The following is a 26,345-nucleotide window of genomic DNA, read 5'->3' on the forward strand; positions in this document are numbered from 1 at the left end:
TGGCCGTGGTCTCGGGCGATACCGAAACCACGGCCACTGTTATGCGCGGTTACCGGCGATCACCGGCGCCGGCGCGCGCTTCAACCGAGGGCGTCTTTCAGCTTGCCGAAGAATCCCTTTTTCTGCGGCGCCGCCGGTTTGGAATTCTGCGAGACGGTCGACGCCTTGGCGTCATGCAGCTGCGCGAACTCCCCGATGAGCTCCCGTTCGCGATCATTGAGCTTGGTGGGGATCAGCACGTTGATGTGCACCACCAGATCACCGCGCTCGCCCTTGCTTTGCAGATGCGTGACGCCCAGACCGTCGAGCGTGATGGTTTCCTCGGGCTGGCAGCCCGCCGGCACCTCCAGCTGGCGGTCGCCGTCGAATGTGCTGACGTCGATGGTGTGCCCCAGCACGGCCCAGCTCATCGGCACCTGGATCCAGCAATGCAGATTGTCGCCTTCGCGGGAGAACCGCTCGTCCTTGCGCACGCGGATGTCCACGTACAGGTCGCCGGCCTCGCCGCCGCATTCGCCGACCTCGCCTTCGTGCGCGAGGCGGATGCGGGTGCCGGAATCCACGCCTGCGGGCACCGGCACGCCGATCGTGCGCGACGTCGGCACACGGCCGTGGCCATGGCAGACCGTGCACGGGTGCACGATGATCGTGCCGTGGCCCTCGCAATGTTCGCACGGGGCGGACGTCATCATCTGGCCGAGCATCGTACGCACGACCTTCTGCACGAATCCACGGCCGTGACACACGTCACAGGTGACCGGCGGCTCCTCGTGCTCGGAACCGGTGCCTTCGCAGTTGGCGCAGGTGCCGAGCGTGGAGAACGTGAGGTTCTGCGTGCCGCCGAAGACGACCATCTGCAGGTCCACGGTCAGGGATTCGAGTGTGTCGCGGCCCGGCTGCGCGCGTGGAATCGGCTCGTTTGCCGCGGCGTCGCCGAACGCACCGCCGAAGAACTGGCTGAAGATGTCGCCCATGCCGAACCCTCCATAGCCGCCGAACCCGCCAGCTCTGCCATTGGGGTCGTTGGGGTCCACCCCCGCGTCGTACATCCTGCGCTTGTCCGGATCGGACAGCACTTCGTAGGCCGTATTGACCTCTTTGAACTTCTCTTCGAATTCAGGGCCTGCGATGTCCGGGTGGTATTTGCGGCTCATCTTGCGGTAGGCGCGTTTGATGTCCTCTTCGCTGGCCGTGCGCTCCACGCCCAGGGTCTCGTAGTAGTCAGCAGCCAATGGCGTTGTTCCTCTCGGTTAGCTTCGGTAATGGTCGATGTCTTGATGATACGGCGCACGTATGGCGTATCAGCGGGTGATTTCCATGTCGTTGTTCGAGACCAGTGCGGTGAGGTATCTGGCCACTGCGTGCACGGCGGCCATCGCGATCTCATAATTCATGTGCGTCGGGCCGATGGATCCCACAAATGCAATGGGTTCCTGCCCTGTCTTGTCCACGGCGTCCGGGCCGCCGTATGGCGTCGTCCTGCCGTATCCGCCCGAGACGACGGCCGCGTGGGCCAGATCGGGATTGTTGGTCTCCGATCCAATCGCGACGCCCACACCGTTGGCGTCGCCCGCAGTGCTCAGCTGGCTCATGAGATGCATGAGCACTGCGCGTTCCTCGAGCGCATCGAACAGCGGGGTCAGATCCTGCACGGAGTCATGTTGGTGCGCGAGCGTGGACACGCCCGCCACGAACAGCTCGTTCGTGCGTTCCTCATCCGCCATCGTCTCGAACGCGTCCGCAAGTCGGTTCGGCAGTCCTTTCAGGTCCGCATACGTCTCATCTGCGTGCATCGCGCGGATTGTGCGCGCTGCGCGCCGCAGTGTCTGCGTACTGCAGCGGGCGTTGACTGCGTCGCAGAATTCCTGCAGATGCCGCCCGTCGGGCAGGTGCGGCACGGTGAGGATATGCTGGGCCACACGGCCGGTGTCGGTCACCACAACGGCGAGCAGTGAGGTCGACGAGACGGCGATGACCTCCAGATGCCACAATCGCGCCTTCGACAGCGCCGGCGAGGCCACCACGGCCACCTGGCCGGTGAACCGGGCGAGCAGTCTGGCGGACCGCTGCAGTGCGTCCTGCAGGTTCACGGAACCGTCGAGCAATGTGCGGATGGCTTCGCGCTGTGGTTCGGTCAATGGCACAAGCTCGGACAGGGAATCCACAAAGTACCGGTACCCACGTTCGGTCGGCACACGGCCGGCGGAGGTGTGCGGTTGGGTCAGGAACCCCTCGTCTTCCAACGCGGCCATGTCTTTGCGGATCGTGGCCGAACTCACCTTGAGGTTGTGCCGTGCGATGAGCGCCGACGAGCCCACCGGCTCCTGCGAACGGATGTAATCCTCGACGACGGCGCGCAACACCTGCATGCGACGTGTCTGGGTCATCGCCATGCCTCCTTTGCTTTATATGCTGTGTTCTGCGTGTCGTGCGAAGCGAACAGCGCGGCGCGCGCGTAAACGATGGTCTTTTCGATATTGTATGAGCACTCTTGGTCATGGAGTGCTAGTTATAGCGATGGGAGAACTTTTCCCGACAAGCCCTTCATGGGCCTGTACGCTTGAGCCCCAACGCCGGCCGCGGTGCCAAGACGCGCGCGAACGCGACGAAACCGCGCCATGAAGTCGGTTATGGCGGTTAGTATGAAAAGGCAATGTGAAGGGCGTCGGTGGTCCGGCAAACAGCCGGGCTCCCCCCTGCCCGAAGTATTGGAAGGAAAGTAGATCACCTATGACCGATAACACCTGGTCTGAACTGGACGAGCGCGCCATCAAGATGGCGAAGGTCCTCTCCGCTGACGCCGTGCAGAAGGCGGGCTCCGGACACCCCGGCTCCCCGATTTCGCTGGCTCCGATCGCCTACACCCTGTATCAGCGTTTCATCAAGCACGATCCGAGCGACCCGAACTGGGCCGGCCGTGACCGTTTCATCCTCTCCGGCGGCCATGCGTCGCTCACCCAGTACGTGCAGCTGTACTTCTCGGGCTATGGCCTGACGCTGGATGACCTCAAGTACTTCCGTGGTGGCAAGGACACCCGTACGCCGGGCCATCCCGAAGTCGGCCTGACCCCGGGCATCGAGATGACGACCGGCCCGCTGGGCCAGGGCCTCGCCTCCGCCGTCGGTTTCGCCTATGGCCAGCGTTTCGAGCGCGGTCTGCTCGACCCCGACACCGAGGCCGGCAAGTCCCCGTTCGACCACAAGGTGTGGGTCATCTGCGGTGAAGGCGACGTCGAGGAAGGCGTTTCCTCCGAGGCTTCCTCGCTCGCGGGCAACCAGGAGCTGGGCAACCTGTTCGTCATCTTCGACGCCAACCACATCCAGATCGAAGGCGAGACCAAGATCGCGTTCGCCGAGGACGTGCTCAAGCGTTACGAGGCCTACGGCTGGTACACCGACGAGATCAGCTTCATCCAGCCCGATGGCTCCTACAAGGAAGACATCGAAGGCCTGACCAAGGTTCTCGAGAAGGCCGAGCAGGTCACCGACCGCCCGCACTTCATCAAGGTCGACACGCTCATCGCATGGCCGACGCCGGGCAAGACCAACGATCCGTCCTCGCACGGTTCGGCCCTCGGCGACGAAGCCGTCGCAGCCCTCAAGAAGGTGCTCGGCTTCGATCCGGCCAAGACCTTCGAAATCGACGAAGAAGCCCTCGCCCATGCCCGTGAGGTCGCCCAGCGTGGCGCTCAGGCCCATGCCGAATGGGATGAGGCCCTCGCCCAGTGGCGCAGCGCCAACCCCGACAAGGCGGCCCTCTACGACCGCATCAAGGCCGGCGAGCTTCCTGAGGACTTCGACAAGGCCATCGACGATCTGGAGGCGACGTTCGAAGTCGGCTCCAAGGTCGCCACCCGCAAGGCTTCCGGCGCTGCGCTCAACGCGGTCGCCGCCGTGATGCCGGAACTGTGGGGCGGCTCCGCCGACCTCGGTGGTTCCAACAACACCAACATCAAGGGCGCGCAGTCCTTCGCCCCGGCGAAGTACGCCACCACCCAGTGGCCGAACTGCTCCATCTACGGCCGTCAGCTGCACTTCGGCGTGCGTGAGTTCGCCTCGGGCTGCATCACCAACGGCATCCTGCTCGGCTCCGACACCCGCCCGTTCTCCGGCACCTTCTTCCAGTTCGCCGATTACGAGCGTGCCGCCGTGCGTCTGGCCGCCCTCATGGAGATTCCGAACCTCTTCATCTGGACCCACGATTCCGTGGCTCTGGGCGAAGACGGTCCGACCCACCAGCCGATCGAGCACCTCGATTCGTTCCGCGCCATCCCGCAGTTCGAAGTCGTGCGCCCGGCCGACGAGTGGGAGACCGCCGAAGCCTACCGTGCGTTCTTCGAGAAGGACAACACGCTGCCGGCAGCCCTCGTGCTGACCCGTCAGGGCGTGCCGACCCTCGCCGAGACCGCGGCTAAGGCCAAGGAAGGCGTCAAGAAGGGTGGCTACATCCTCGTCGACACCGAAGGCGATCCGGACGTGATCATCATGGCCACCGGTTCCGAAGTTCAGTGGGCTGTCGAAGCTGCCAAGAAGCTGGCCGATGAGGGCGTCAAGGCCCGCGTGGTGTCCATGGTCTGCATGGAATGGTTCGAGGACCAGGACGAGGACTACAAGGAATCCGTCCTCCCCGCTTCCGTCAAGGCCCGCGTCTCCGTCGAAGCCGGTCTGGCTCAGCCGTGGTACAAGTACCTTGGCACCTATGGCAAGCCGGTCTCGATCGAGCAGTTCGGCCTGCAGGGCGACGGCACCCAGAACATGATCGATCTGGGTATCACCGCCGAGCACGTGGTGGAAGCCGCCAAGGCCTCCATCGAAGCTGCGCGCTGAACCACAGCTGTACGGGAGGGGCCACACGGCCCCTCCCCTTTGCCCATGGCCGGTTCCATGGGCAACCCCCCAAGATTTCATCCAACAAACAGTAGGAGAAAACAAATGACTGCATCCACTCAGGCAATTTCGGACGCCGGTGTGTCGATCTGGCTGGACGACCTGTCCCGCACCCGCATCGAGTCGGGCAACCTCGAAGAGCTCATCAAGAACGACAACGTGGTTGGCGTCACCACTAACCCGTCCATCTTCCAGAAGGCCCTGAGCCAGGTCGGCCCGTACGACGCACAGCTCAAGGAACTCGGCAAGGTCGACGTTGAGACCGCCATCCGCGAGCTCACCACCACCGACGTGCGCAACGCCTGCGACATCTTCAAGCCGGTCGCCGAAGCCTCCGACTATGTGAACGGCCGCGTGTCCATCGAAGTCGACCCGCGTCTGGCCCACGAGACCGAAGCCACCGAGAAGCAGGCTGAGGAACTCTGGGAGAAGGTCGACCGCAAGAACGCGATGATCAAGATTCCGGCGACCCTCGAAGGCCTTCCGGCGATTACCGCCACCCTGGCCAAGGGCATCTCCGTGAACGTCACCCTGATCTTCTCGCTCGAGCGTTACGAGCAGGTCATCGACGCCTTCATCGAGGGCATTGCCCAGGCCGCCGCCAACGGCCACGACTTGGAGCACATCGCTTCCGTCGCTTCGTTCTTCGTCTCCCGCGTGGACACCGCTGTTGACAAGCAGCTTGAGGAGATCGGCTCCCTCGAGGCCAAGGGCCTCATGGGCAAGGCCGCTGTGGCCAACGCCCGACTCGCCTACGAACTCTTCGAGAAGAAGTTCGCCGAGGACTCCCGTTGGGCCGAGCTCGAAGCCAAGGGCGCCAAGAAGCAGCGTCCGCTGTGGGCCTCCACCGGCACCAAGAACGCCGCTTACTCCGACACCAAGTACGTGGACGAGCTCGTGGCCAAGGACGTCGTCAACACGATGCCTGAGAAGACCCTGCTCGCTGTCGCAGACCACGGCGACGCCACGCTGGGCATCGTCTCCGGCAACTACGACGAAGCGCACGACATCATGAACGACCTCGCCGAAGTCGGCGTGAACTTCAAGGATGTCACCGACAAGCTTGAGGCTGACGGCGTCGCCGCCTTCATCAAGTCCTGGGACTCCGTGCTCTCCGACGTGCAGGCCGGCATCGACCGCGTCAACGGCTGAGACCATTCGGATTCATTGAATCCTAGATAGTCCTCAAGGGGACCGGCATCATGCCGGTCCCCTTTCTTGATGCTGACGCAGTGTGGTCAGTCGTTGTGCAGCGTTTCGAGGAACGCGTCGATGCGTGCACACGCCTCTTTGATGTCTTCCATACTCGTCGCATAGGATATGCGCACAAAGCCCTCGCCGGACTCACCGAACGCGGTGCCCGGCACAATCGCGACCTTCTGCTCTTCGAGCAGCCGTACGCAGAATTCGTCGGATGACAACCCTGATGACGTGATGTTCGCGAACACATAGAATGTGCCGTTCGGCACATTGGTCGTCAATCCCATGCGGTTCAGGCGTGCGCAGATGAGGTTGCGGCGCGCCTCGTATTCCTTGCACATGCCCGCGATGTCCGGCATGCCATGCTCGAGTGCCTCAATCGCCGCGTATTGCGCTGCGGTGGGCGCTGACATGATGACGAACTGGTGCACCTTCGTCAGCTGTCCGCTCAACTCAGGATTGCTCAACAGGTAGCCAAGGCGCCAACCGGTCATGGCGAATGCCTTCGAGAAGCCATTGATCACGAGCACTTGGTCTCGAATCTCGTCGAAGCTTGCAGGAGAGCAGAACTCCCCTGCGAACACGAGTTCGGAATAGATCTCGTCGGAGATGATGTAGATGCCGGATTCCTTGAGGATCGGGACCAATCGGGCATAGTCCTCACGGGTCATCACGCCCCCGGTCGGATTCGATGGGAAGTTGACGATGATCGCTTTCGTCTTCTCGGTGATCGCACGCTCGAGGTCTTCGGGCAGGAGCTTAAAATCGTGCTCCTGGGTCAGCGGAATGCGCACTGGCACGCCGCCGGCCATGAGGATCGCGGGCTCGTAGGCCACATAGTTCGGGTCGAGCACAATCACTTCGTCGCCGGGGTTGATCAGCGTGCGGCAGCACAGGTCGACGGCTTCCGAGCCACCCACGGTGACAAGGATCTCCGAGTCGGGGTCATACGCGATGCCGTAGCGGTTGCGGTAATAGTTCGCGATCTGCCTGCGCAACGCGATCAGGCCACGGTTCGCCGTGTAGTGGGTGTGCCCGTCTTCGAATGATTCCACCGCTTTCGCGCTGATATGCCATGGGGTGTCGAAATCCGGCTCGCCGACGCCGAGGGAGATGACGCCCTCCATCGCGTTCGCCAGATCGAAGTATTTGCGGATGCCACTGGGCTTGAGGTGTTCGATGGTCCGGTTGATGGATTTCATCAGTAGCTCACCACCAATCGTCCCTCGCTGTTGGCCGTGCGGGCCGCGCCGGTGAGCACGCCGGACTGCTTGTACTGCTTGAGCACGAACAGGGTCTTCGTGCTCTGCACATGCTCCATGACGGCGATGCGGTCGGCCACGAACTGGCACACCTCGAACATCGTGCGCCCTTGGACAAGGCAGATGAAGTCGTTGTCGCCGGTGATCAGATACAGCGAATCGATCTCCGGGTATTTCGCGAGTAGGGCCGCGGTGTGGTCGTAACCCTGGTCCTTCATCGGCGAGACATCCACTTCGATGAACGCCATGATGCGCTCGTCGCGCAGCACTTTGTTGTAGTTGATCACCGTATGGTAGCCGCAGATGATCTTCTGGTCCTCCATGCGGCGTACGGCGTGTGCGACATCCTTGGCGTCTTCATTGAGAATGTCGGCGAGGTCCTGCGCGTTGAGCCGGGCGTCGTTCTCGAGCAGTTCGAGAATCGCCTGGTCCTGGCCGCTGATACTCGGTTCCGTCATGCTGGTGTTCCGATCCTTGTGGTTGGTATGGCTGCGGTGCCTGCGTCTATTGACGATAATAACTGAAGAAATTCGTCATCTTCTCCACCGCGCCCTTGAGCACTTCGACACGCGGCAGATAGACGACGCGGAAGTGGTCCGGATCCTTCCAATTGAAACCGGTGCCTTGCACAATGAGCAGCTTTTCGTCGTGCAGCAGGTCGAGGGCGAACTGTTCGTCGTTGTGGATGTTGAACTTCTTCGTGTTGATCTTCGGGAAGATATAGAACGCGGCCTTTGGCTTGACGGCGGAGATGCCGTCGATGGCGTTGAGCGCCTCATAGATGTATTCGCGCTGCTCGTAGAGGCGGCCGCCGGGCACCAGATAATCATTGACGCTCTGGTGTCCGCCGAGCGCGGTCTGCACGATGGATTGCGCGGGCACGTTTGAACAGATGCGCATATTCGTGAGCATGTCGATGCCCTCGATGTAGTCCTTCGCGATCGCCTTGTTGCCGGAGAGGATCATCCAACCGATGCGGTAGCCCGCGATCATGTGCGATTTGGACAGTCCGCTGTAGGTGACGCAGAACAGGTCCGGGGCGAGCGAAGCGATCGATGTGTGTTCAAGGCCGTCCATGACAAGCCGGTCGTAGATCTCGTCGGAGAAGATCATCAGCTGGTGTTCGCGTGCCAGGCTGACGATCTGTTCAAGGACCTCCTTCGGGTAGAGCGCGCCGGTGGGATTGTTGGGGTTGATGATGACGATCGCCTTGGTGCGGTCGGTGATCTTCGCGCGCATGTCGTCGATGTCCGGGTACCACTCCGATTGCTCATCGCACACATAATGCACCGGCTTGCCGCCCGCCAGCGTGACGCATGCGGTCCACAGCGGGTAGTCCGGTGCGGGCAGCAACACCTCGTCACCGTTGTCGAGCAACGCGCTCATGCTCAGATTGATCAGTTCACTCACGCCGTTGCCCGTGTAGATGTCTTCGACGCCGACGTTCGGCAGATGCTTGAGCTGCGCGTACTGCATGATCGCTTTGCGGGCGGAGAACAGGCCCTTCGACGCCGAATACCCCTCGGTATCCGTGAGCTGTTGCGCCATGTCATACACGACCTCATCCGGTGTGCGGAAGCCGAATGGTGCGGGGTTGCCGATGTTGAGCTTCATGACGTGCATGCCGGCCGCTTCCATGCGCGCCGCCTCGTTGACGACCGGGCCGCGGACATCATAGAGCACGTTGTCGAGCTTATGCGATTTGGTGAACGTCCTCCGTGTGTGCGCGGTGGTGGAACCGGGGGTCACGGTTGCGGGCACATCGGTGAATGAAGGGTCCTGTACATTGGCGTCGAATTGTGGTTCCATCCTGTGCTCCTGTTCCATATGTGCCTGATAGTGTGATGGGGTGTCTGCCACTGATTGTTCAAAGTTGCGGGGTGCATTCTGTCGAACATGTGGAGTGGTGTTCAAACTGGATGCATTGAACATTGACGGTGAATGTTCAATATCTGTCTGTATATCAGATAACGTGGCTGGATGGTCGTCGAAGGGCACGTCCTCCCCGGCAAGCCATCTCGCGTCCACGTTGAGCACAGCCGCCAGAAAATGTTCTATGTCAGGGCGGGGTTTGGTCTTGCCGTGTACATACTGGCTGATGTGGCTGCGTCCCAGCTTGATGCCGTGGGCATGTGCGGCCTTGACGAAGTCGCTTTGCCGTATGTTGCGCAGATCCATTGCTTGGTTGAGGCGTTGCGTGAATCGATCGGTCACTGCCGCTCCCCTCTCGTGTGTTCAGTGCAACAACAATAGTGCCGAGTATACCACGCGTTGAACATACCATGCAGGCGGTGGTGTGCATATTGATTATGTATTGAACATATATGGATGACTATATGTTCAATACTGTATGTTCAATATAATGGTAGAAAGGTTCAGTGCGGTCCCCGAATTGTTCAACGCTGAACACTTCGGGGACCACATACTGAAGTTCAATTTACAACATGTTGTGTTCAAGCCATTGCGCCACGCCGTCATCGTTGTTCGACGGGCACACTTCATCGGCGATGTGGAGCACGGCTGGATTGGCATTGGCCACAGCCACGCCGGTGCCGCTGAGGTTCATCATGCCGATATCGACCATGTCATCGCCGAATGCGGTGGCCTGTTGCACATCCATCCCCCACTGGTCGCATAGGGTTTGCACCGCATCCTTTTTGTTGGCATGTGGCGCCATGAGCATCCACAGCCGTCCTTCCGACACATGCACGGCGAAGTCATCCGGGATGAGCTCGTGCAACAGCTCGGTCTGTTCGGCTCTCGGGAAGATGATGATCTTGTCGGCTATGCCGTGAGGCACGTCACGGAAATCAGTGTACTGCCATGTTTGGGTTGTCCAATACCGTGACACGTCGAAGTTCGTGTATCGTATGTCATCCATGACAATGCCGACCTCCAGGTCGGGCATGATGCTCAGCATCGCGCGGCACACTTGGCAGGCGCGCTGCGAGTCGAATCCGTTTTTGACAAGGCTGCCCGGTGACGATGGCTTGTGTCCGGTGAGTGATGCGTAGTCGGATTGTGAGGGATCGAAATCAATCAGTGCGCCGTTGAGATAGATGCATGCGTCGGCGTGCAGCGCTTGCACGATGGACAGACCGGTGCTCACCGGACGTGCCGTAGCGACGACGACAGGAATTCCCCGGCTGCGTACAGCGTGCACCGTCTCGATTGTGTGTGCCGAGAGGGCGCGGTCTTCGAAGCGTTCGGCGTCGTGGAGCAGTGTGCCGTCGAGGTCGGCGATGACGAATGGTGTGTGAGGCATGGTGTGGAAGCCCCTCCCCTATTGGCTGGTGGTGTGGTCTGGATACGAAACGACCCATGGTCCCACCATGTTTCAGGTGGCCATGGGTCGTTGCATGCAGTCGGGATCAGGCGATGCCGAACTTGGCGAACAGGCCGAGGGCGATGACGATCGCCACCCACACGAGGGCGATGATCACCGTCCAGCGGTTCAGGTTTTTTTCGGCCACACCCGAGGATCCGGCGTTCTGGGTCAGGCCACCGCCGAACATGTCGGACAGGCCGCCGCCCTTGCCCTTGTGCATGAGGATGAGCAGGGTGAGCAGCAGGCTGAGCACGACAAGAATGATTTGCAGCACCAGCTTGGTTACAGCTAAAGCGGACACAGGTGTACCTCCAACAAAGTCATTTTCCGTATTACACAATAGCGCATGGGCGTGAGAAATACCCGCTATTTGTGTGAAGATGTTGTCGCCAATGTGAGCGTGCAGACGCGAGTGAGCTCATCGACGTCCAGCGCGGCCCCTCCGATGAGGAATCCATCCACGTCCGGCTCGGTGATGAGCTCCACCGCGTTCTTGGAACTCACCGAACCGCCGTAGAGCACACGTACGGCCTGCGCCACATGCTCGTTGAACGTGGCGCGCAGATGTTCGCGGAACGCTTGCGCCGCATCCTGCGCGGATTGGGGTGTAGCCACCATGCCGGTGCCAATCGCCCAGACGGGTTCGTATGCGATGATGAGTTTGGCTGCCTCTTCGTCGGAAAGGTCACGTGTCACATCATGCACCTGCCCCACGGCGAAGTCGAGTTCGATGCCTTTGCGGCGTTCTTCGAGGCTTTCACCTACGCACAGGATTGGTTGCATACCGGCGGCGAGCACAGCACGCACCTGATCGACGATGTTGGCGTCGTCTTCGGGATGGTATTTGCGGCGTTCCGAGTGCCCCACGATCACATAGCTGCAGCCCAGATGCGCGATCATATCCGCGGAGACATCGCCGGTGAAGGCGCCCTGTGTGGTGACCGAGACGGTTTGGGCCCCGTATTTGATGCGCAGTTTTTCGGATTCCACAAGCACTTGCACGCTGCGCAACGACGTGAATGAGGGGAAGAGCGCCACCTCGCACCGCGAGAAATCAAAATGGTGGGAACGGAGGTTTTTCGCGAACCGCTGCACGAAAGCAGTGGCCTCGAGATGGTCGAAATTCATCTTCCAATTGCCAGCCACCATGGGTGTGCGTGCGGATGCCATAGGATTCCTCGATGTCTGTGTGCGGGAACGGATGTACGAACGCGGCGCGCGCCACCGGCTGGTGGCGCGCGCCGGGAAACGGTTCAGAATCAGTCGAGCACCTTCAGGCCGGGAAGCTCCTTGCCCTCAAGGAACTCGAGGGAAGCGCCGCCGCCGGTGGAGATGTGCGAGAAGCCATCCTCCGGGAAGCCGAGGTTACGCACGGCTGCCGCGGAATCGCCACCGCCGACGATCGTGAACGCGCCGTTCGCGGTCGCGTCGACGAGCGCCTGGGCCACGGCACGTGTGCCGTTGGCGAACTGCGGGATCTCGAAGACGCCCATCGGGCCGTTCCACACCACGGTCTTGGAGTCCACGATCTTGTCGTGGAAGAGCTTGCAGGATTCCGGGCCGATGTCGAGGCCCATCATGTCGGACGGGATCTGGTCCGCGGGCACGACCTGCGGGTCGATCGGGGTGTCCCCTGCCGGGAAGCCCTTGTTGACGACGATGTCGACCGGGAGCACGAGCTCGACGCCGTTCTTCTCAGCCGTCTCGATGTAGCCCTTGACCTTGTCGATCTGGTCCTCTTCGAGCAGCGACGTGCCGACCTCATAGCCCTTGGCCTTGAGGAAAGTGAAGACCATGCCGCCGCCGATGACGAGGCGGTCGGCCTTGTCGAGCAGGTTCTCGATCACGCCGAGCTTGTCGGAGACCTTGGAGCCGCCGAGCACCACGGTGAACGGGCGCTCCGGGTTCTCGGTCGCCTTGGACAGCGCCTTGACTTCCTTTTCGACGAGCAGGCCCGCCGCCGCCGGAAGATCGGCCGCCACATCGTAGTTGGAGCCCTGTGCACGGTGGACCACACCGAAACCGTCGGAGACGAACACGTCGCCCAGCGCGGCGATCTTCTTGGCGTACTCGGCGCGCTCGGCCTCGTCCTTGCTGGTCTCTTCGGGGTTGAAACGCACGTTTTCGAGCAGCACGACGTCGCCGTCGTTCATCGCGGCGACCTTCGCCTGCGCATCGGGGCCATATGTGTCGCTGGCGAGCACCACGTCGCAGCCGAGCAGTTCGCTCAGGCGCTTGGCGACCGGCGCGAGGGACAGTTCGGGGACGACCTTGCCCTTCGGGCGGCCCAGATGGGCCATGAGGATGACCTTGGCGCCATCCTTGCGCAGCTCTTCGATGGTGGGCAGCGCAGCCTTGATACGACCGTCATCGGTGATGGTCGTGCCATCGAGCGGAACATTGAAGTCGGCGCGCACCAGAACGCGCTTGCCCTTGAGATCTCCGAGATCCTTAAGTGTCTTCATTCGTTATCCTTTCACGCCGCCACATGTGCGACGGCTGTAGTAAGCCACCAGTTATGCATCTTAGCGCCCGAAAGAAACAACACACCGCGTTCGCTGACAAAGCAACCGCTGTGCTGAGCCCGTGCATGGCACCGGATGCTGGCCGGTCATGACTCCTGTTGCGCCCGCTGCACCTTGTCGGCGAGCTGGAGCAGGCGGCGGATGCGGCCCGCCACGGCGTCTTTCGTGATGGGTGGATTGGCGAGGCGGCCGAGTTCTTCAAGGCTCGCATCACCATGGTCAAGGCGTAGCTGGCCTGCCGCACGCAGGTTCTCCGGCACATCGTCACCGAGGATCGCGAAGGCGTGGCGCACTTTTTCGCAGGCTTCCGCCGCGGCCTTGGCACTGCGGCGCATGTTGGCGTCGTCGAAGTTGGCCAAACGGTTCGCTTTGCCGCGGGCTTCGCCGTCGGAACGCTTGCCGGTCCATTCGCGTGCCGAACGCGGTGCGCCCATGAGGATGAGCATGCGCTCGATTGCATCGGGGTCCTTGAGCGTCACGCGGCGCGAGCTGCGCAGCTGGCGTGCCTGTGCGCTGATGCCCAGACGGCGTGCGGCGCTCGTCAGGTCGATGACCGTTTCGTCGGTCGGGCAGATCACTTCGAGATAGCTGGCCTTGCCCGGGTCGGACAGGGCGCCATGTGCAAGGAAAGCCCCACGCCAAATGGTTTTGACCTGTGCGATGTTGCCGCTCGTGATCTCCTTGGGCAGTCCGCCCACCACTTGATGGGTGTGGCGGTCGAGCAGGCCGCATTGCAGGGCGAGGGCCACGCCGCCGCGGTCGATTGTGATGAGGTACCGGCGCACCGGACCGTTGGGGGTCTGGCGGTCGACGGCGTTGAGGATGGAATCATGGCCATACTGATGCTTGATGGCATGTTGCAGCCAACGGGCTGCTTCCAGGGAATCGAATTGGGCTTGGACTATGATGCCCTTCTCGGTCTTGCGCAGACCGCCGCCGAAACGAAGCATGGCGGTGGCTTGCGCCTTCTGTGCCGCGGCCATCTCCCCGTCGATTTCGGACAGCTCGCTTTTTACCTCATCGAGAAGCGCCAAGGGATCCTCCTGTTGGTTCTGGCTGAATGGGGTGGTGTTCGGCGTGTCGCGTCATCCCACCGAAGTTCCGTGATACCGAACGACTTGGACAACGCCGAATGTGGATTGGGATTTGACAAAATGGGGTTATTGTGCTTCTTTTCGGTCGAGTTCGCGGGCGGAGACACTCACGGAAAGGCCGTGCGCGCGCAATCGTTCGGCCAAGGCCTCGCTCATGGCGACCGAACGGTGCTGGCCGCCGGTACAGCCGATGGCGATGGTGACATAATGCTTGTCTTCCTGCGCATACCCGTTCACGGCGATCTCGATTGCCTTCTCGTAGGCGTCGAGGAATTCCGTGGCGCCGTCGCTTGACAGCACGTATTCGCTCACCGGCGCATCCTTGCCGTTGAGCTCACGCAGGCGCGGCACCCAGAACGGGTTGGGCAGGAAGCGCACATCCGCCACGAAGTCCGCGTCGATCGGAATGCCGTATTTGAACCCGAAGCTGAAGATGTGTACCGAGACGGTGGTCGGGCCCGATCCCATGAGTGCATTGTACAGTTTCGTGGACAGCTGGTGGATGCTCAGATGGCTCGTGTCGATCACGATGTCGGCGCGCTCCTCGAGGTTCTCCAGCAGGGCGCGCTCCTCGCGGATGCCGTCGATGAGCCGGCCGTTGTGCTGCAACGGGTGCGGGCGGCGCACCGATTCGAAGCGTTTGATCAGCACCTCGTCGTCGGCGTCCAAAAAGAGGATGCGCGTTTTGACGCCCAGATCATCGAGATGGCTCAGCATGGCGGACAAGTCGGCGAAATAATCGCGCGATCGCACGTCGATGACAGCGGCGAGCCGGTGCACGCCGCTGGGTGACGCGGTCATCATGTCGACCATCGGCACCATGAGCTGTGGCGGCATGTTGTCGACCACATACCACCCCATGTCCTCGATGCTGTGGGCGGCATGCGACCGGCCCGCACCGCTCATGCCGGTGATGAGCATGACCTCGAACCCTTCTGCCGGCGCGGTTGCCTCGGGTTCCTTGGCCAACGCCGGCTGCCCCATGGGTGCGGTAGATGTCATAGTGCCTCCTCCAGTGCGGCGCGCATCGCGGTCTCCAACGTGCGGTCCTGTGTGCGCGTACTGCAATGGTCAAAGTCCTCGGATTGGGCGTGGCCCGTCATCAGCAGCACTTGGGCCACCGCCTGATACAGTAGCATCTCCTCGCCGCCGATCGCGATGCCGCCACGTTTCCGCCACGCGCGCATGAGCGCCGTGGGCCTGGGGTCATAGACCACATCGAGCAGCATACCGTGCACGTCCACGCCCGCATCGAGCAGTGCCTGGGCCACCACGTCGGCACCATGGGCGGGAATGGTGTTGACCGCCACATCCGCCGCCGCCAAATCCGGTATGCAATCCGCCAACGGCACGAGACGTACCGACATGCCATGGCGCTCTCCGCATGCGGCGAGGCCGGGATTACGGTCGGGGTGGCGTGCGGCCACCACCACATCGGCTACGTCACCCATCATCGCGCATGCGGCCAATGCCGACGTGGCGGTGTTGCCGTTGCCGAGAATGACCGCGGTGCGGTGGGTGTGCGCGGCGGCGCCGGTCTGTGTCTGGCGATTCTCCGCTTCCTCGAAGGCGCGTGCGATGCCGTAGACGTCGGTGTTGAACAGTTTCAGGGCGTGGTTGTGTCCGGTGCCGTCGAACACCACCGTATTGGCCACCCCCAGTTCCCTCGCCCATAGGTTCGATGGCTCACCGTATGGCTGGATGGTGCGTTTGAGGGGCATCGTCAGGCTCAGGCCCGCCCAGGTGTCGTCCAACGAGTCCAAGAACGGTTCCAGATCGTCCTGCCCCACCTCGATGCTGCGGTAGTCCCAATCGTCCAAGCCCATGGCCCGGTATGCGGCGGTATGCAACACAGGTGACAGTGAGTGCGCGATGGGCTGCCCCAGCACGGCGCAGTGGCGATGGGGCGTGTGGTGTTCGAATGGCATGCGGCCTCCCGTCTTCTTCGTGCCCGCGCTACCCTACCTTATCACCGGCACCGGCCGCACTCTGCACGGCTTCTCGCTGCGTGGGGTCGGTGTTTCGCGCCCCTCCGTGCAATGCGTCGTGGATGCGTTGCGCCTTGGCATGGCCGACGCCTTTGACCGCTTCGAGTTCCTCGACACTGGCCTCACGCATGGCGCGCACCGAACCGAAATACGCCAACAGACGCTTCTGATAGGCGGGGCCGATGCCCGGAATGTCGTCGAGAGCCGACCGGAGCGCGCCTTTGCGGCGTGCCTGCCGATGGTAGGTGATGGCGAACCGGTGGGATTCGTCACGCACCCGCTGCAGCAGGTAGAGGCCTTCGGAGGTGCGTTTGAGGATGATCGGGTAGTCATCGTCCGGCACCCACACCTCTTCGAGCCGCTTGGCCAAACCGCACACCGCCACGTCTTCCACACCGCAATCAGCCAAGGCCTGTGCCGCCGCCATGACCTGCGGCTTGCCGCCGTCGACCACCACAAGATTGGGTTTGTAGGCGAAATGCCTGCGGTTGGTGTTCTGCTGCACCACATCGCCATCGGCGGGCTGGCCGCCAGCTCGCCGCTCATTGTCGAGGCTTTCGCCGCTGTCGCCGGCGATGTTGCCGTGTTTGAACCTGCGCGTCAACGTCTCGTACAGTGCGGAAAGGTCATCGAGCGCGCCGGCGCCGTCGTCGCCGCGGATCGCGAACCGCCGGTATTCGGATTTCTTGGCGATGCCGTCTTCGAACACCACCATCGACGCCACTTGGAACGCGCCTCCCACGGTATTGGAGATGTCGTAGCATTCGATGCGCAATGGGGCCTGGTCCAGTCCAAGCGCCTGTGCCACATCGTTCATGGCCGCGGTGCGTGTGCCGATGTCGTTGATGCGGCTCATCTTGCTGCGTTGCAACGCCTGCTGTGCGTTCTGGTCGGCGCGGTCGAGCAACTGTTTCTTGTTGCCGCGCATCGGCACGGTGATTGAGACCGCTCCCCCACGCAACCCCGACAGCCATTGCTCCAGCTCCTCGGTGCGCGCCGGTGGGAACGGCAGCAGGATCTGCCGGGGCACCGGAGCCACCGGTTCGAGCAGGTCGGCGCGACCGGTCTGCTCCATGTGGCGTGTACGGGCGCGCGTGGCCTGGGCGCGTGCGGTGACATCGGTCGCGGTGATCTGCTGCGAATCGGCGATGGCGTTGCGTTGCTCGTTGATGATGAGCGACGGGGATGCGCCTTGCGCCGCTCCTCCGTCTTCCGGTGCGTCCGCACGCGGTGTGCTGGCCGCCTCATGCGTCAGCTCGGAATACACTTGGACAATCAGATCGGCCATCAGTTCGCCGTCGTCCACTTCGTTGGCGCGTTCCACACTCCAATTGCGTTCACCCCGGATGGTGCCCGAACGTACGAAGAACGCATGCACGGACGCTTCAAGCTCGTCGGTGGCGAAGCCGAACACATCGGCGTCCACATCCTGATCGAGCACAACCGCGTTCTGCTCCATCACAGTGCTGAGCATCTGGATGTCGTCACGCAACCGCGCCGCACGCTCGAAATCGAGGTCGGCGCTCGCCTCCTTCATCTGCGCGGTGAGTTGGGCGATGTACGATTTGCCCACACGGCCGGTCAATACGCCTACGAGTTGTTCGCACATGCGCCGGTGCGCGCCGGCGTCGATACGACCCACGCATGGCGCTGAGCATTTGCCAATCGAGGCAAGCAGGCATGGGCGTCCGGTGAGGCGCGCTTTGCGGAACACAGCGGGCGTGCAGGTGCGCACGGGGAAGGTGCGCAGCAGGCGGTCCAGGCTTTTGCGCAGATCCCACACCTTGGCGTAGGGTCCGAAATATCGGGTGTCGCGTCGTTTGCGGCTGCGGGTGACCCATACGCGGGGGTATTCCTCGCCCACGGAGACGGCAAGGTAAGGATAGGTTTTGTCGTCACGGAACACCACGTTGAACCGCGGGTCGAATTCCTTGATCCATGTGTATTCCAAGGTGAGCGCCTCGAGTTCGGTGCTGACCACGGTCCATTCGAGCGACCGCGCGGTGAGCACCATGGTCTGGGTGCGCGGGTGCAGTTGGTGCAGTGGCTGGAAGTAGTTCGTCAGGCGGTTGCGCAGGTTCTTCGCTTTGCCCACGTAGATCACGCGGCCCTCCCCGTCGCGCCACTTGTAGACGCCGGGCTGTGCGGGAATGTCACCGGTGCGTGGACGGAACAGGTCGCGGGTGTCGCCCAGCAGTGGCGCCCCGTTGGCATTGGTGCCGCCGCTCGTGTCCTGCGCGGGCATGCTGGCGATTAGGTCGTGTGCCATGTCTTGCCAGGAGTCTGGCGCATGGCGTTCGAAAACGCTCACGGACTCTCCTTACGTTGCCGCTTGGGTCATTTGAGCAGTGGTTCAAGGAACCGACCCGTCCACGAAGCGTCGCATTGCACCACGTGCTCGGGGGTGCCTTCGGCCACGATGGTGCCGCCGCCTTCGCCGCCTTCCGGTCCCAGGTCAATGATCCAGTCACTGGATTTGACCACGTCGAGGTTGTGTTCGATCACGATGACCGTGTTGCCTTTGTCCACCAGACCCTGCAGCACGACGAGCAGTTTGTTCACATCCTCGAAGTGCAGGCCGGTCGTTGGCTCGTCGAGAATGTAGACGGTCTTGCCGGTGGAACGGCGCTGCAATTCTGTCGCGAGTTTGACGCGCTGCGATTCGCCGCCCGACAGTGTGGTGGCGGGTTGTCCCAAGCGGATGTAGCCCAGGCCCACCTGCACGAGGGTGTCCAGATACCGTGAGATCGCCGGATATGCCTTGAAGAATTCGGCGGCCTCGCTGATGGGCATGTCGAGGATGTCGGCGACGGTCTTACCGTTATATTTGACTTCGAGTGTCTCGCGGTTGTACCGCTTGCCGTGGCATTCCTCGCATTCCACATACACGTCGGGCAGGAAATTCATCTCAATCTTCAATGTGCCGTCACCATGGCACGCCTCACAGCGTCCGCCCTTGACGTTGAACGAGAACCTGCCCGGACCGTAACCGCGCACCTGCGCTTCGGGGGTCTTGGCGAATAGGGTGCGGATCTTGTCCCACACGCCGGTGTAGGTGGCCGGGTTCGACCGTGGTGTGCGTCCGATCGGGTTCTGGTCGACGTGGATCACCTTGTCGCATTGGTCCACGCCCTCGACACGTGTGTGTTTGCCGGGCACGATGCGTGCGCCGTTGAGCTTGTCGGCGAGCACCGGGTAGAGGATCTGGTTGACGAGCGTGGATTTGCCGGACCCCGAGACACCGGTCACGCATGTCATCACGCCCAAGGGGAACCGCACGGTCAGGTCCTTGAGGTTGTTCTCGCGCGCCCCCACCACGGTGAGCTGTTTGGTTGTGCGTGTCTTGCGGCGCTTCTTGGGCACTTCGATGCGGCGCCTGCCGGCGATGTAGTCACCGGTGATGGAACGCGTGGCGTCCACGAGGTGATCGGCGGGGCCGGAATAGACGACTTCGCCGCCGTGTTCGCCTGCGCCCGGGCCGATGTCAACGAGCCAGTCGGCGCTGCGGATCGTGTCTTCGTCGTGTTCGACGACGATGAGCGTGTTGCCCAGGTCACGCAGATGGTGCAGGGTGTCGATCAGGCGCGCGTTGTCGCGTTGGTGCAGGCCGATCGAGGGTTCGTCAAGCACGTACATGACGCCCACGAGGCCTGATCCGATTTGCGTGGCGAGCCTGATGCGCTGCGCTTCGCCGCCCGACAGTGTCTTCGCGGCGCGCGAAAGCGTCAAGTAGTTGAGGCCTACGTCGTTGAGGAATCCGAGGCGTGCGCGGATCTCCTTGACGACTTCGCCCGCGATCTGCGCCTTGGCGCCGCTCAGGTCGAGTTCGTTGATCCAGGCGAGTCCACGCTCGGCGGACATGTCGCACACGTCGGCGATCGATTTGCCTTCCACAGTGATGGCGAGCACCTCGGGCTTGAGCCGCTTGCCGTGGCACACGGCGCACGGCACTTCGCGCATATACGATTCGTAGTATTGCTTGCGCTGTTCTGAATCGGTCTCCTCGTGCCGGCGCATGAGCGACCGAACCACGCCCTCGAACCCGGTCGAGTATTCGCGCATGCGCCCCCAACGGTTGCGGTACGAGACGGTGACCTTGAAGTCCTTGCCGTACATGATGGCCTGACGCACTTCTTCGGGCAGGTCCTTCCACGGGGTGTCCAGGTCGAAGCCGAGTTCTGAGGCGAGGCCCTCAAGCAGATGGCGGTAGTAATCGCCGGTGCTTTTCGTCATCATCCACGGTTCGATCGCGCCTTCGTTGAGCGTCTTGTCGGGGTCGGGCACCACGAGCTCGGGGTCGATCGCGAGGCTGAAGCCGAGTCCGGTACATTCGGGGCATGCGCCGTAGGGTGCGTTGAATGAGAACGTGCGCGGTTCGATCTCGTCGAGTTCGAGCGTGTGCCCGTTCGGGCATGCCATGTGTTCGGAGAACGGCACGCGGCGCAGCGGGTCGTTCTCGTTGCGGTCGACGAAATCGGCGACCATGAGCCCGTTGGCGAGCCTGAGCGCCGTTTCGGCGGAGTCGGTGAGGCGCTGGCGGATGCCGTCTTTGATGACGAGGCGGTCGACGACGACCTCGATGGTGTGCTTCTTCTGCTTCGTCAACGTGATGTCGTCGGACAGTTGGCGCATCTGACCGTCGATGAGTGCGCGCGCATAGCCGTCGCCGCGCAGCAGTTCGAGCAGGTCTTCGAATTCGCCTTTGCGCCCGCGCACGACCGGCGCGAGGATCTGGAAGCGTGTGCGCTCGGGGTTGGCGAGCAGGCGGTCGACCATCTGCTGCGGCGTCTGCGCGCTCACCTCGGCCCCGCACGCCGGGCAGTGCGGCACGCCGGTGCGCGCGAACAGCAGGCGCAGGTAATCGTAGATCTCGGTGATGGTGCCCACGGTGGAACGGGGGTTGCGGTTCGTCGTCTTCTGGTCGATCGAGACGGCCGGGCTCAGGCCTTCGATGAAATCGACGTCCGGTTTGTCCATCTGGCCGAGGAATTGGCGTGCGTATGCAGACAGGGATTCGACGTAGCGCCGCTGGCCCTCGGCGAACAACGTGTCGAACGCCATCGACGATTTGCCCGACCCCGACAGGCCGGTGAAGACGACCATGCGGTTGCGTGGGAACTCCAGGTCCGCGTTCTTGAGGTTGTGTTCACGCGCACCCTGGATCACGATCTTGAGGTCGCTGGGCAGGTGGCTGATGTCCGCGATCAGTGAGCCGTGCTGTTCGCGCAGCGGCGCCTTGGCGAGCTCCGCGCCCAGGAACGAATCGCTCGACATCACCCGTTCGATGATGGGTTCGGATGCGCGCGCCTCAAATGCTGTTGCCATTCGTCTCCTCCAAGCCGAAAGATGGTGCGACCATGATGGTCCGCGTGTCAAGGATACAACAAGACACGCAAAAAATCGAACACCTGTTCGATAACCGTGCCGTTTGACGGGCAAAGTGCGCGCGGGGCTGAATCCAATTGCGAAAACGCGCGCCCCACGCCCGTACGCCCGGCCGCCACCGTCTACTCTGGAAGATACCAAGCCACACGGCACCAACACAGTGCGCCGCACGCGCATGGGAGGAGAGCGGATATGACCCAAGACATGCAACCAGACACCACCCCCGTGCAGGACGAACCGCCCGCCGCCCCTCCGGTGCCACCCGCCATGGACGACACCACCACGCCAACCGCGCCCGCAACGACCTCCCGGTCCAACGAGACGAAGGCGAAGAAGGAGGAGCACGCCGCCCGGCACGACATTGAGGTCATCGTCGCATGGGTGGTGTTGCTCGCGATGGTCGTGGTCAACGCGCTCGCGCAATGCGGTGTGCTTGTGCACCTCGCCCCCGGTGATTCGCGCGCGACCGTGTTCTCCTGGTTCGCTCCCGACCGCTATGTGCAGCTCATCTGGATCCCCATCTATGCGCTGCTCGCCATCTGGCTCATCCGCATCGGCAACGGCCGTCGCAAGGCGAAACGGCTGGGCCGTACCCCCTTCACCCTGATGGGGCTGCTGTTCATCGTCACAGCAGGCGTGGAAATCGGCTGGATCTTCGCATGGCACAACCAGAACTACCCCTCGGCGATATCGCTTGTGCTCATCCAGACCGCACTCGTCTGGGCATTGTGGTTCCTCACCCGCCGCAACAAGCACCACAGTCTGTGGGATTGGGCGCCGTTCTCATTGTGGGGGTCATGGCTCCTCGTGGAATGTGTGACCGACATCGCCCGCGCCGCCACATATTACGTCTCGAAAGACGGCGCCATCCCCACAACCGCACAGTCCATCACCACCATTGTGGTGATTGTGCTCCTGCTCGCACTCGCCTGCTTTGCACGCTATAGGTTCGGTGACTGGATCTTCGGCCTCGTCACCCTGTGGGCCGTCGTCGGCGTGGCGATCCGCCTCATGGACGTCTCCAAGATCACCGCAGTGCTGGGTATCGCGCTCGCCACTGCGGCCGCGGTGTTCATGTACATTCCATGGGCTCGCATCTCCCCCCGCCTCACCAGCATGGGATCCCCCGCCACCAAGGATTATCAGGGTGGCCCGACGCATGAGGGGCCACGCCAGTGACCGAGCATGGGGAAGGCCTGCAGCGGGTCGACCATGGGTTCGGCCCACTGTACGACCACGCGTCACGCATCCTGTTCCTCGGCACCATGGCCAGCCCTGCGTCACGCCGCCATGGGTTCTTCTACATGCATCCGCGCAACCGGTTCTGGCCGGTTATGGAAGCGTTGTTCGCCGATCGGGCCGACCCCACCGACCGCGTGGGCCTCTCGGTGCAATCCAGGCGTGCCTTCGCGTTGCGCCACCGCATCGCGTTATGGGACGCGATCGAATCGTGCGACATTCGCAATGCCAGCGACGCGAGCATCCGCAATGTGGTGCCGAGCGATCTGGCACCCATCATCAATGGCTCCCAGATCAACCACATCTACACGTGCGGGGCGAAAGCCACCGCACTGTACCACCGCTATTGCGAGCCGAACCTGGCCGAGCAAGGCATTACGCTTCCTGCAACCGCACTGCCGTCGACAAGCCCCGCCTATGCCGCGGCCACCCTCGGCGACCTGATCACCGCGTACCGTGCGCGCATTGACTGGAACGCCTACCGTACGCCGGTGGTTGACGGCGTTGGACGAAGACCAACGCACCGCATATGATGGTCTGCGGTGCGTTGGCGGCCGGCGGCGCAACCATGCGTACGGCGCCGATTACGACATCCGGCGCACCATTCGTCACAGGCCTTACACTCCAAGCACACAGCACAGGAAAGACGGTGAAGCATGCCAATCGAAGCGCAGGGACTCGAGATCCAGATCGGTGCACGCACCCTGTTGCACCCCACCAACTTCCACGTGAGCAAAGGCGACAAGATCGGCCTCGTCGGCCGCAACGGCGCAGGCAAGACAACCCTCACGCGCGTGATCACCGGTGATCTGCTGCCCACCGCGGGCACCGTGCGCGTCAGCGGCAAACTGGGCTACCTGCCGCAGGACACCCATGCCGCAGACCCGCAGCAAACCGCACTCGACCGCATGATGAGCGCCCGCGACATCGCCACCATCATCACACGCTTGCGCAAAGCGGAACGGGACATGACCGACCCCGATCCGGATGTGATGACGAAAGCGATGAACCGCTACGACACGGCGATGCAGGATTTCGAAAAAGCCGGTGGCTACGCCGCGCAATCCGAAGCACAGGCCATGGCCTCGAGCCTGGGCTTGCCCCAGGAGGTGATGAGCCGCCCCCTGGGCACCCTGTCCGGCGGCCAGCGCCGACGCATCGAACTGGCGCGCATCCTGTTTTCGGACGCTGACACCCTGATCCTCGACGAACCCACCAACCACTTGGACGCCGACTCCATCGAATGGCTGCGCGGCTACCTCAAACAGTACGATGGCGGGTTTCTAGTGATTTCCCACTCCACCGAACTGCTCGATGAAGTGGTCAACAAGGTCTGGCACCTCGACGCACAACTCGGCCAGATCGACATGTATTCACTCGGATGGACCGCCTACCTGCACCAGCGCGCCGTGGACGAGGAACGCCGCCGACGTGAACGCGAAGTGGCGGAGAAGAAAGCCGAACGCCTCATGCAGCAGGGCATCCGCCTGCACGCCAAGGCCACCAAGGCCGTGGCCGCGCAGAACATGATGCGCCGAGCGGAAAAGCTTCTCTCCGAAACCTCCACCGCACAGAAACGCGAAAAAGTCGCCGACATCCGCTTCCCCGAACCAGCCCCCTGCGGTCGCACCCCCATCGAAGCGAAGGACATCTCGAAGGCCTACGGGTCGAACATCGTGTTCGCCGGTGTCAATCTGGCCATCGACAAAGGTTCCCGGGTCGTCATCCTCGGCTACAACGGCGCAGGCAAAACCACCACGCTGCGCCTGCTCGCCCACTTGGAACAGCCCGACACCGGCGAGGTCGAATACGGTCACGGCGCCAAAATCGGCTACTTCGCCCAAGAGCACGACACCCTCGACATGGGGGTGAGTGTGCTGGACAACCTACGCAACGTTGCCCCGGAACTCAACGACACCCAAGCACGCTCGATCCTGGGATCGTTCCTGTTCTCCGGCGACGACGCGTTCAAACCCACCCACGTGCTCTCCGGCGGCGAGAAAACGCGGTTGGCGCTCGCCACCTTGGTCACGTCGCGCGCCAACGTGCTGCTGCTCGACGAACCGACGAACAACCTCGACCCGGCCTCGCGTCAGGAGATCCTCAAGGCCATCGCGAAATACGAGGGCGCGATCGTGCTCGTGACCCACGATGAGGGGGCGGTCGAGGCGTTGCGTCCGGAGCGTGTGCTGCTCATGCCCGACGGCGACGAGGACCTGTGGAACGATTCGTACCTGGAGCTCGTCGCCGAAGAGTAGCACATCGGCCCGGCGGCTACCTGTTGACGCGCAGCACGTCGGGCTCCACGTAGATTTCGAAATTGAACCAAGGCAGCGCCGTGCGCACATTGCGTTCGATCTTGTCGACGGTCTGCACATCGTAGTCACGGTCGAGCTTGGACGTCTGCACTTTGAGACACAGCAGGATGTTGTCTTCCGACATGTGCACGGTCTGCATGTTGATCAGCCTCTCCACGCCGTCGGTCTGTTCGACCGCCCGCACGATGCGTTCGCGGGTGTCCGGGGTCACCGATTCGCCGATGAGCAGCGACCCGGACTTGTAGGCCAGGACGAGTGAGCCGACGACCAGCAGGAGACCGACCATGAGGCCGCCGATCGCGTCGAACAGCTCGTTGTCGAAGATGATCGCACATCCGATGCCGATGAAGGCGAACGCCAGACCAATGAGTGCCAGCGTGTCTTCCATGATAACCGAGGCGAGTTCGGCGGACTTGGTGCGTTTCCAGAACCTGAAGATGCCCATCTTCGGGGTGTCGGTGCGCTTCATGCGCTCATTGGCTTCCTTGATGCTTTGGTGCAGGCCATACCATTCGAGGCAGGCGCTGATCACCACGACCACAAGGGCCACGACCAGTTCCATGCGGTTGGCGTTCTGGAGCGCCGGGTCGTCGTTGACGGCGATGATCTTCTTCATGGCTTCGGACGTGGAGAAGAAGCCACCGACGAAGAACAGCAGTGTCGCCACAACGAATGACGCGAGGTATTTGGTGCGGTACCAGCCGAAAGGGTGCTCTGAATTGAGTTTGTGTTTGGAGACCTTGTCGCCGATGATGAGCACAATCTCGTTCGAGCAGTCGGCGATGGAGTGCACGGATTCGGAGAGCATCGAGGAAGATCCGGTGAACACCGCGGCCGCGAGCTTGGCGATGGCCACCCCGATGTTGGCGATGAGCGCCGCTTTCACCGCTGCGCCAGCATGTTTCTGTTCGGCCACCACAGTGGGATTGGCGTCCCCTGACGCATTGAGTTGTGCCTGACTCGCCGTGGCGTCCAACGGCAATGTGTCTGTCGGTTCCTTCATGGGTTGTGCTCCCCTCTCCTGTTCTTGGATTCGTACTTGATGCGCGTGACCGTGTGCATGGGCAGACGCCGGGGCCCTGACCTCCGTTGTGGATGGTCAGGGCCCCATTGGCTTGT

Annotated in this window: 20 protein-coding genes; 5 read left to right on the top strand and 15 right to left on the bottom strand. The window is 62.3% G+C overall.

Going from position 1 to position 26,345, the window contains the following annotated elements; translation table 11 throughout:
* Positions 1-80: 80 nt before the first annotated feature.
* Both dnaJ and hrcA read right to left on the bottom strand, forming a co-directional pair.
* Positions 81-1,232, bottom strand: coding sequence for a molecular chaperone DnaJ (gene dnaJ / locus BPSG_RS04005; RefSeq protein WP_026643075.1), 1,152 nt, complete (start codon positions 1,230-1,232; stop codon positions 81-83).
* 69 nt (positions 1,233-1,301) lie between these two features.
* Positions 1,302-2,387 (bottom strand): heat-inducible transcriptional repressor HrcA, encoded by a 1,086-nt coding sequence (hrcA, locus tag BPSG_RS04010; protein ID WP_026643076.1) that lies wholly within the window; start codon positions 2,385-2,387, stop codon positions 1,302-1,304.
* Between the two features lie 343 nt (positions 2,388-2,730).
* Between hrcA and tkt the strand changes: the two genes are divergently transcribed.
* Positions 2,731-4,827: a transketolase gene (gene tkt, locus BPSG_RS04015; protein ID WP_022857528.1), complete on the top strand. Its 2,097-nt coding sequence runs from the start codon at positions 2,731-2,733 to the stop codon at positions 4,825-4,827.
* A gap of 105 nt (positions 4,828-4,932) precedes the next feature.
* Positions 4,933-6,039 carry a transaldolase gene (gene tal / locus BPSG_RS04020; RefSeq protein ID WP_026643077.1) on the top strand — a complete coding sequence of 369 codons (1,107 nt, stop codon included), beginning with the start codon at positions 4,933-4,935 and terminating at the stop codon, positions 6,037-6,039.
* Between the two features lie 86 nt (positions 6,040-6,125).
* Here the strand turns inward: tal and BPSG_RS04025 are convergent, their stop codons facing one another.
* The 12 genes from BPSG_RS04025 to uvrA all read right to left on the bottom strand — a co-directional run bounded on the left by BPSG_RS04025 (position 6,126) and on the right by uvrA (position 21,558).
* Positions 6,126-7,289, bottom strand: coding sequence for a pyridoxal phosphate-dependent aminotransferase (locus BPSG_RS04025; RefSeq protein ID WP_026643079.1), 1,164 nt, complete (start codon positions 7,287-7,289; stop codon positions 6,126-6,128).
* Positions 7,289-7,807, bottom strand: a complete 519-nt coding sequence (locus BPSG_RS04030; protein ID WP_026643080.1) for an Lrp/AsnC family transcriptional regulator — start codon at positions 7,805-7,807, stop codon at positions 7,289-7,291. The genes BPSG_RS04025 and BPSG_RS04030 overlap by 1 nt, the downstream gene beginning before the upstream one ends.
* A gap of 46 nt (positions 7,808-7,853) precedes the next feature.
* A complete protein-coding gene (locus BPSG_RS04035; RefSeq protein WP_414133097.1) occupies positions 7,854-9,527 on the bottom strand; it encodes an aminotransferase class I/II-fold pyridoxal phosphate-dependent enzyme in 1,674 nt (557 codons plus the stop codon).
* Between the two features lie 259 nt (positions 9,528-9,786).
* Entirely contained in the window at positions 9,787-10,614 is an 828-nt protein-coding gene (locus BPSG_RS04045) for an HAD hydrolase family protein (protein ID WP_026643083.1), read from the bottom strand.
* Between the two features lie 106 nt (positions 10,615-10,720).
* Complete coding sequence (gene secG / locus BPSG_RS04050; protein ID WP_022857534.1) at positions 10,721-10,978, bottom strand: preprotein translocase subunit SecG; 258 nt, start codon at positions 10,976-10,978, stop codon at positions 10,721-10,723.
* Positions 10,979-11,043: 65 nt separating this feature from the next.
* Positions 11,044-11,847 carry a triose-phosphate isomerase gene (tpiA, locus tag BPSG_RS04055; RefSeq protein WP_026643084.1) on the bottom strand — a complete coding sequence of 268 codons (804 nt, stop codon included), beginning with the start codon at positions 11,845-11,847 and terminating at the stop codon, positions 11,044-11,046.
* An 89-nt stretch (positions 11,848-11,936) separates the two neighbouring features.
* A complete protein-coding gene (locus BPSG_RS04060; RefSeq protein WP_022857536.1) occupies positions 11,937-13,142 on the bottom strand; it encodes a phosphoglycerate kinase in 1,206 nt (401 codons plus the stop codon).
* Between the two features lie 146 nt (positions 13,143-13,288).
* Positions 13,289-14,236 carry a DNA-binding protein WhiA gene (gene whiA / locus BPSG_RS04065; RefSeq protein WP_026643085.1) on the bottom strand — a complete coding sequence of 316 codons (948 nt, stop codon included), beginning with the start codon at positions 14,234-14,236 and terminating at the stop codon, positions 13,289-13,291.
* 126 nt (positions 14,237-14,362) lie between these two features.
* On the bottom strand, positions 14,363-15,280 hold the full coding sequence (rapZ, locus tag BPSG_RS04070) for an RNase adapter RapZ (protein ID WP_026643086.1): 918 nt from the start codon (positions 15,278-15,280) through the stop codon (positions 14,363-14,365).
* Positions 15,281-15,294: 14 nt separating this feature from the next.
* Positions 15,295-16,224 carry a shikimate dehydrogenase gene (locus tag BPSG_RS04075; protein ID WP_026643087.1) on the bottom strand — a complete coding sequence of 310 codons (930 nt, stop codon included), beginning with the start codon at positions 16,222-16,224 and terminating at the stop codon, positions 15,295-15,297.
* A gap of 28 nt (positions 16,225-16,252) precedes the next feature.
* Positions 16,253-18,553 (bottom strand): excinuclease ABC subunit UvrC, encoded by a 2,301-nt coding sequence (gene uvrC, locus BPSG_RS04080; protein WP_080699187.1) that lies wholly within the window; start codon positions 18,551-18,553, stop codon positions 16,253-16,255.
* 68 nt (positions 18,554-18,621) lie between these two features.
* Positions 18,622-21,558 (bottom strand): excinuclease ABC subunit UvrA, encoded by a 2,937-nt coding sequence (gene uvrA, locus BPSG_RS04085; RefSeq protein WP_026643089.1) that lies wholly within the window; start codon positions 21,556-21,558, stop codon positions 18,622-18,624.
* 303 nt (positions 21,559-21,861) lie between these two features.
* Between uvrA and BPSG_RS04090 the strand changes: the two genes are divergently transcribed.
* The 3 genes from BPSG_RS04090 (at position 21,862) to BPSG_RS04100 (ending at position 25,166) form a co-directional block, all read left to right on the top strand.
* Positions 21,862-22,848: a hypothetical protein gene (locus BPSG_RS04090; RefSeq protein ID WP_051591919.1), complete on the top strand. Its 987-nt coding sequence runs from the start codon at positions 21,862-21,864 to the stop codon at positions 22,846-22,848.
* Positions 22,845-23,441, top strand: a complete 597-nt coding sequence (locus tag BPSG_RS04095) for a DNA-deoxyinosine glycosylase (protein ID WP_033502354.1) — start codon at positions 22,845-22,847, stop codon at positions 23,439-23,441. The genes BPSG_RS04090 and BPSG_RS04095 overlap by 4 nt, the downstream gene beginning before the upstream one ends.
* A 123-nt stretch (positions 23,442-23,564) precedes the next feature.
* Positions 23,565-25,166, top strand: coding sequence for an ABC-F family ATP-binding cassette domain-containing protein (locus BPSG_RS04100; protein WP_026643090.1), 1,602 nt, complete (start codon positions 23,565-23,567; stop codon positions 25,164-25,166).
* Positions 25,167-25,182: 16 nt separating this feature from the next.
* Here BPSG_RS04100 and BPSG_RS04105 read toward each other — a convergent pair whose 3' ends face one another.
* On the bottom strand, positions 25,183-26,229 hold the full coding sequence (locus tag BPSG_RS04105; RefSeq protein ID WP_080699165.1) for a cation diffusion facilitator family transporter: 1,047 nt from the start codon (positions 26,227-26,229) through the stop codon (positions 25,183-25,185).
* Between the last annotated feature and the right edge of the window lie 116 nt (positions 26,230-26,345).

The sequence above is a fragment of the Bifidobacterium pseudolongum subsp. globosum genome (assembly GCF_000741295.1).
GTDB lineage: Bacteria > Actinomycetota > Actinomycetes > Actinomycetales > Bifidobacteriaceae > Bifidobacterium > Bifidobacterium globosum.

Bases quoted from the DNA above. Each gene is read 5' to 3' on its own strand.
- hrcA (WP_026643076.1), bottom strand. From the start codon at position 2,387: ATGACCCAGACACGTCGCATGCAGGTGTTGCGCGCCGTCGTCGAGGAT.
- tkt (WP_022857528.1), top strand. From the start codon at position 2,731: ATGACCGATAACACCTGGTCTGAACTGGACGAGCGCGCCATCAAGATG.
- tal (WP_026643077.1), top strand. From the start codon at position 4,933: ATGACTGCATCCACTCAGGCAATTTCGGACGCCGGTGTGTCGATCTGG.
- BPSG_RS04025 (WP_026643079.1), bottom strand. From the start codon at position 7,289: ATGAAATCCATCAACCGGACCATCGAACACCTCAAGCCCAGTGGCATC.
- BPSG_RS04030 (WP_026643080.1), bottom strand. From the start codon at position 7,807: ATGACGGAACCGAGTATCAGCGGCCAGGACCAGGCGATTCTCGAACTG.
- BPSG_RS04035 (WP_414133097.1), bottom strand. From the start codon at position 9,527: ATGGATCTGCGCAACATACGGCAAAGCGACTTCGTCAAGGCCGCACAT.
- BPSG_RS04045 (WP_026643083.1), bottom strand. From the start codon at position 10,614: ATGCCTCACACACCATTCGTCATCGCCGACCTCGACGGCACACTGCTC.
- tpiA (WP_026643084.1), bottom strand. From the start codon at position 11,847: ATGGCATCCGCACGCACACCCATGGTGGCTGGCAATTGGAAGATGAAT.
- BPSG_RS04060 (WP_022857536.1), bottom strand. From the start codon at position 13,142: ATGAAGACACTTAAGGATCTCGGAGATCTCAAGGGCAAGCGCGTTCTG.
- rapZ (WP_026643086.1), bottom strand. From the start codon at position 15,280: ATGGGGCAGCCGGCGTTGGCCAAGGAACCCGAGGCAACCGCGCCGGCA.
- BPSG_RS04075 (WP_026643087.1), bottom strand. From the start codon at position 16,224: ATGCCATTCGAACACCACACGCCCCATCGCCACTGCGCCGTGCTGGGG.
- uvrC (WP_080699187.1), bottom strand. From the start codon at position 18,553: ATGGCACACGACCTAATCGCCAGCATGCCCGCGCAGGACACGAGCGGC.
- uvrA (WP_026643089.1), bottom strand. From the start codon at position 21,558: ATGTCGAGCGATTCGTTCCTGGGCGCGGAGCTCGCCAAGGCGCCGCTG.
- BPSG_RS04090 (WP_051591919.1), top strand. From the start codon at position 21,862: ATGACCCAAGACATGCAACCAGACACCACCCCCGTGCAGGACGAACCG.
- BPSG_RS04100 (WP_026643090.1), top strand. From the start codon at position 23,565: ATGCCAATCGAAGCGCAGGGACTCGAGATCCAGATCGGTGCACGCACC.
- BPSG_RS04105 (WP_080699165.1), bottom strand. From the start codon at position 26,229: ATGAAGGAACCGACAGACACATTGCCGTTGGACGCCACGGCGAGTCAG.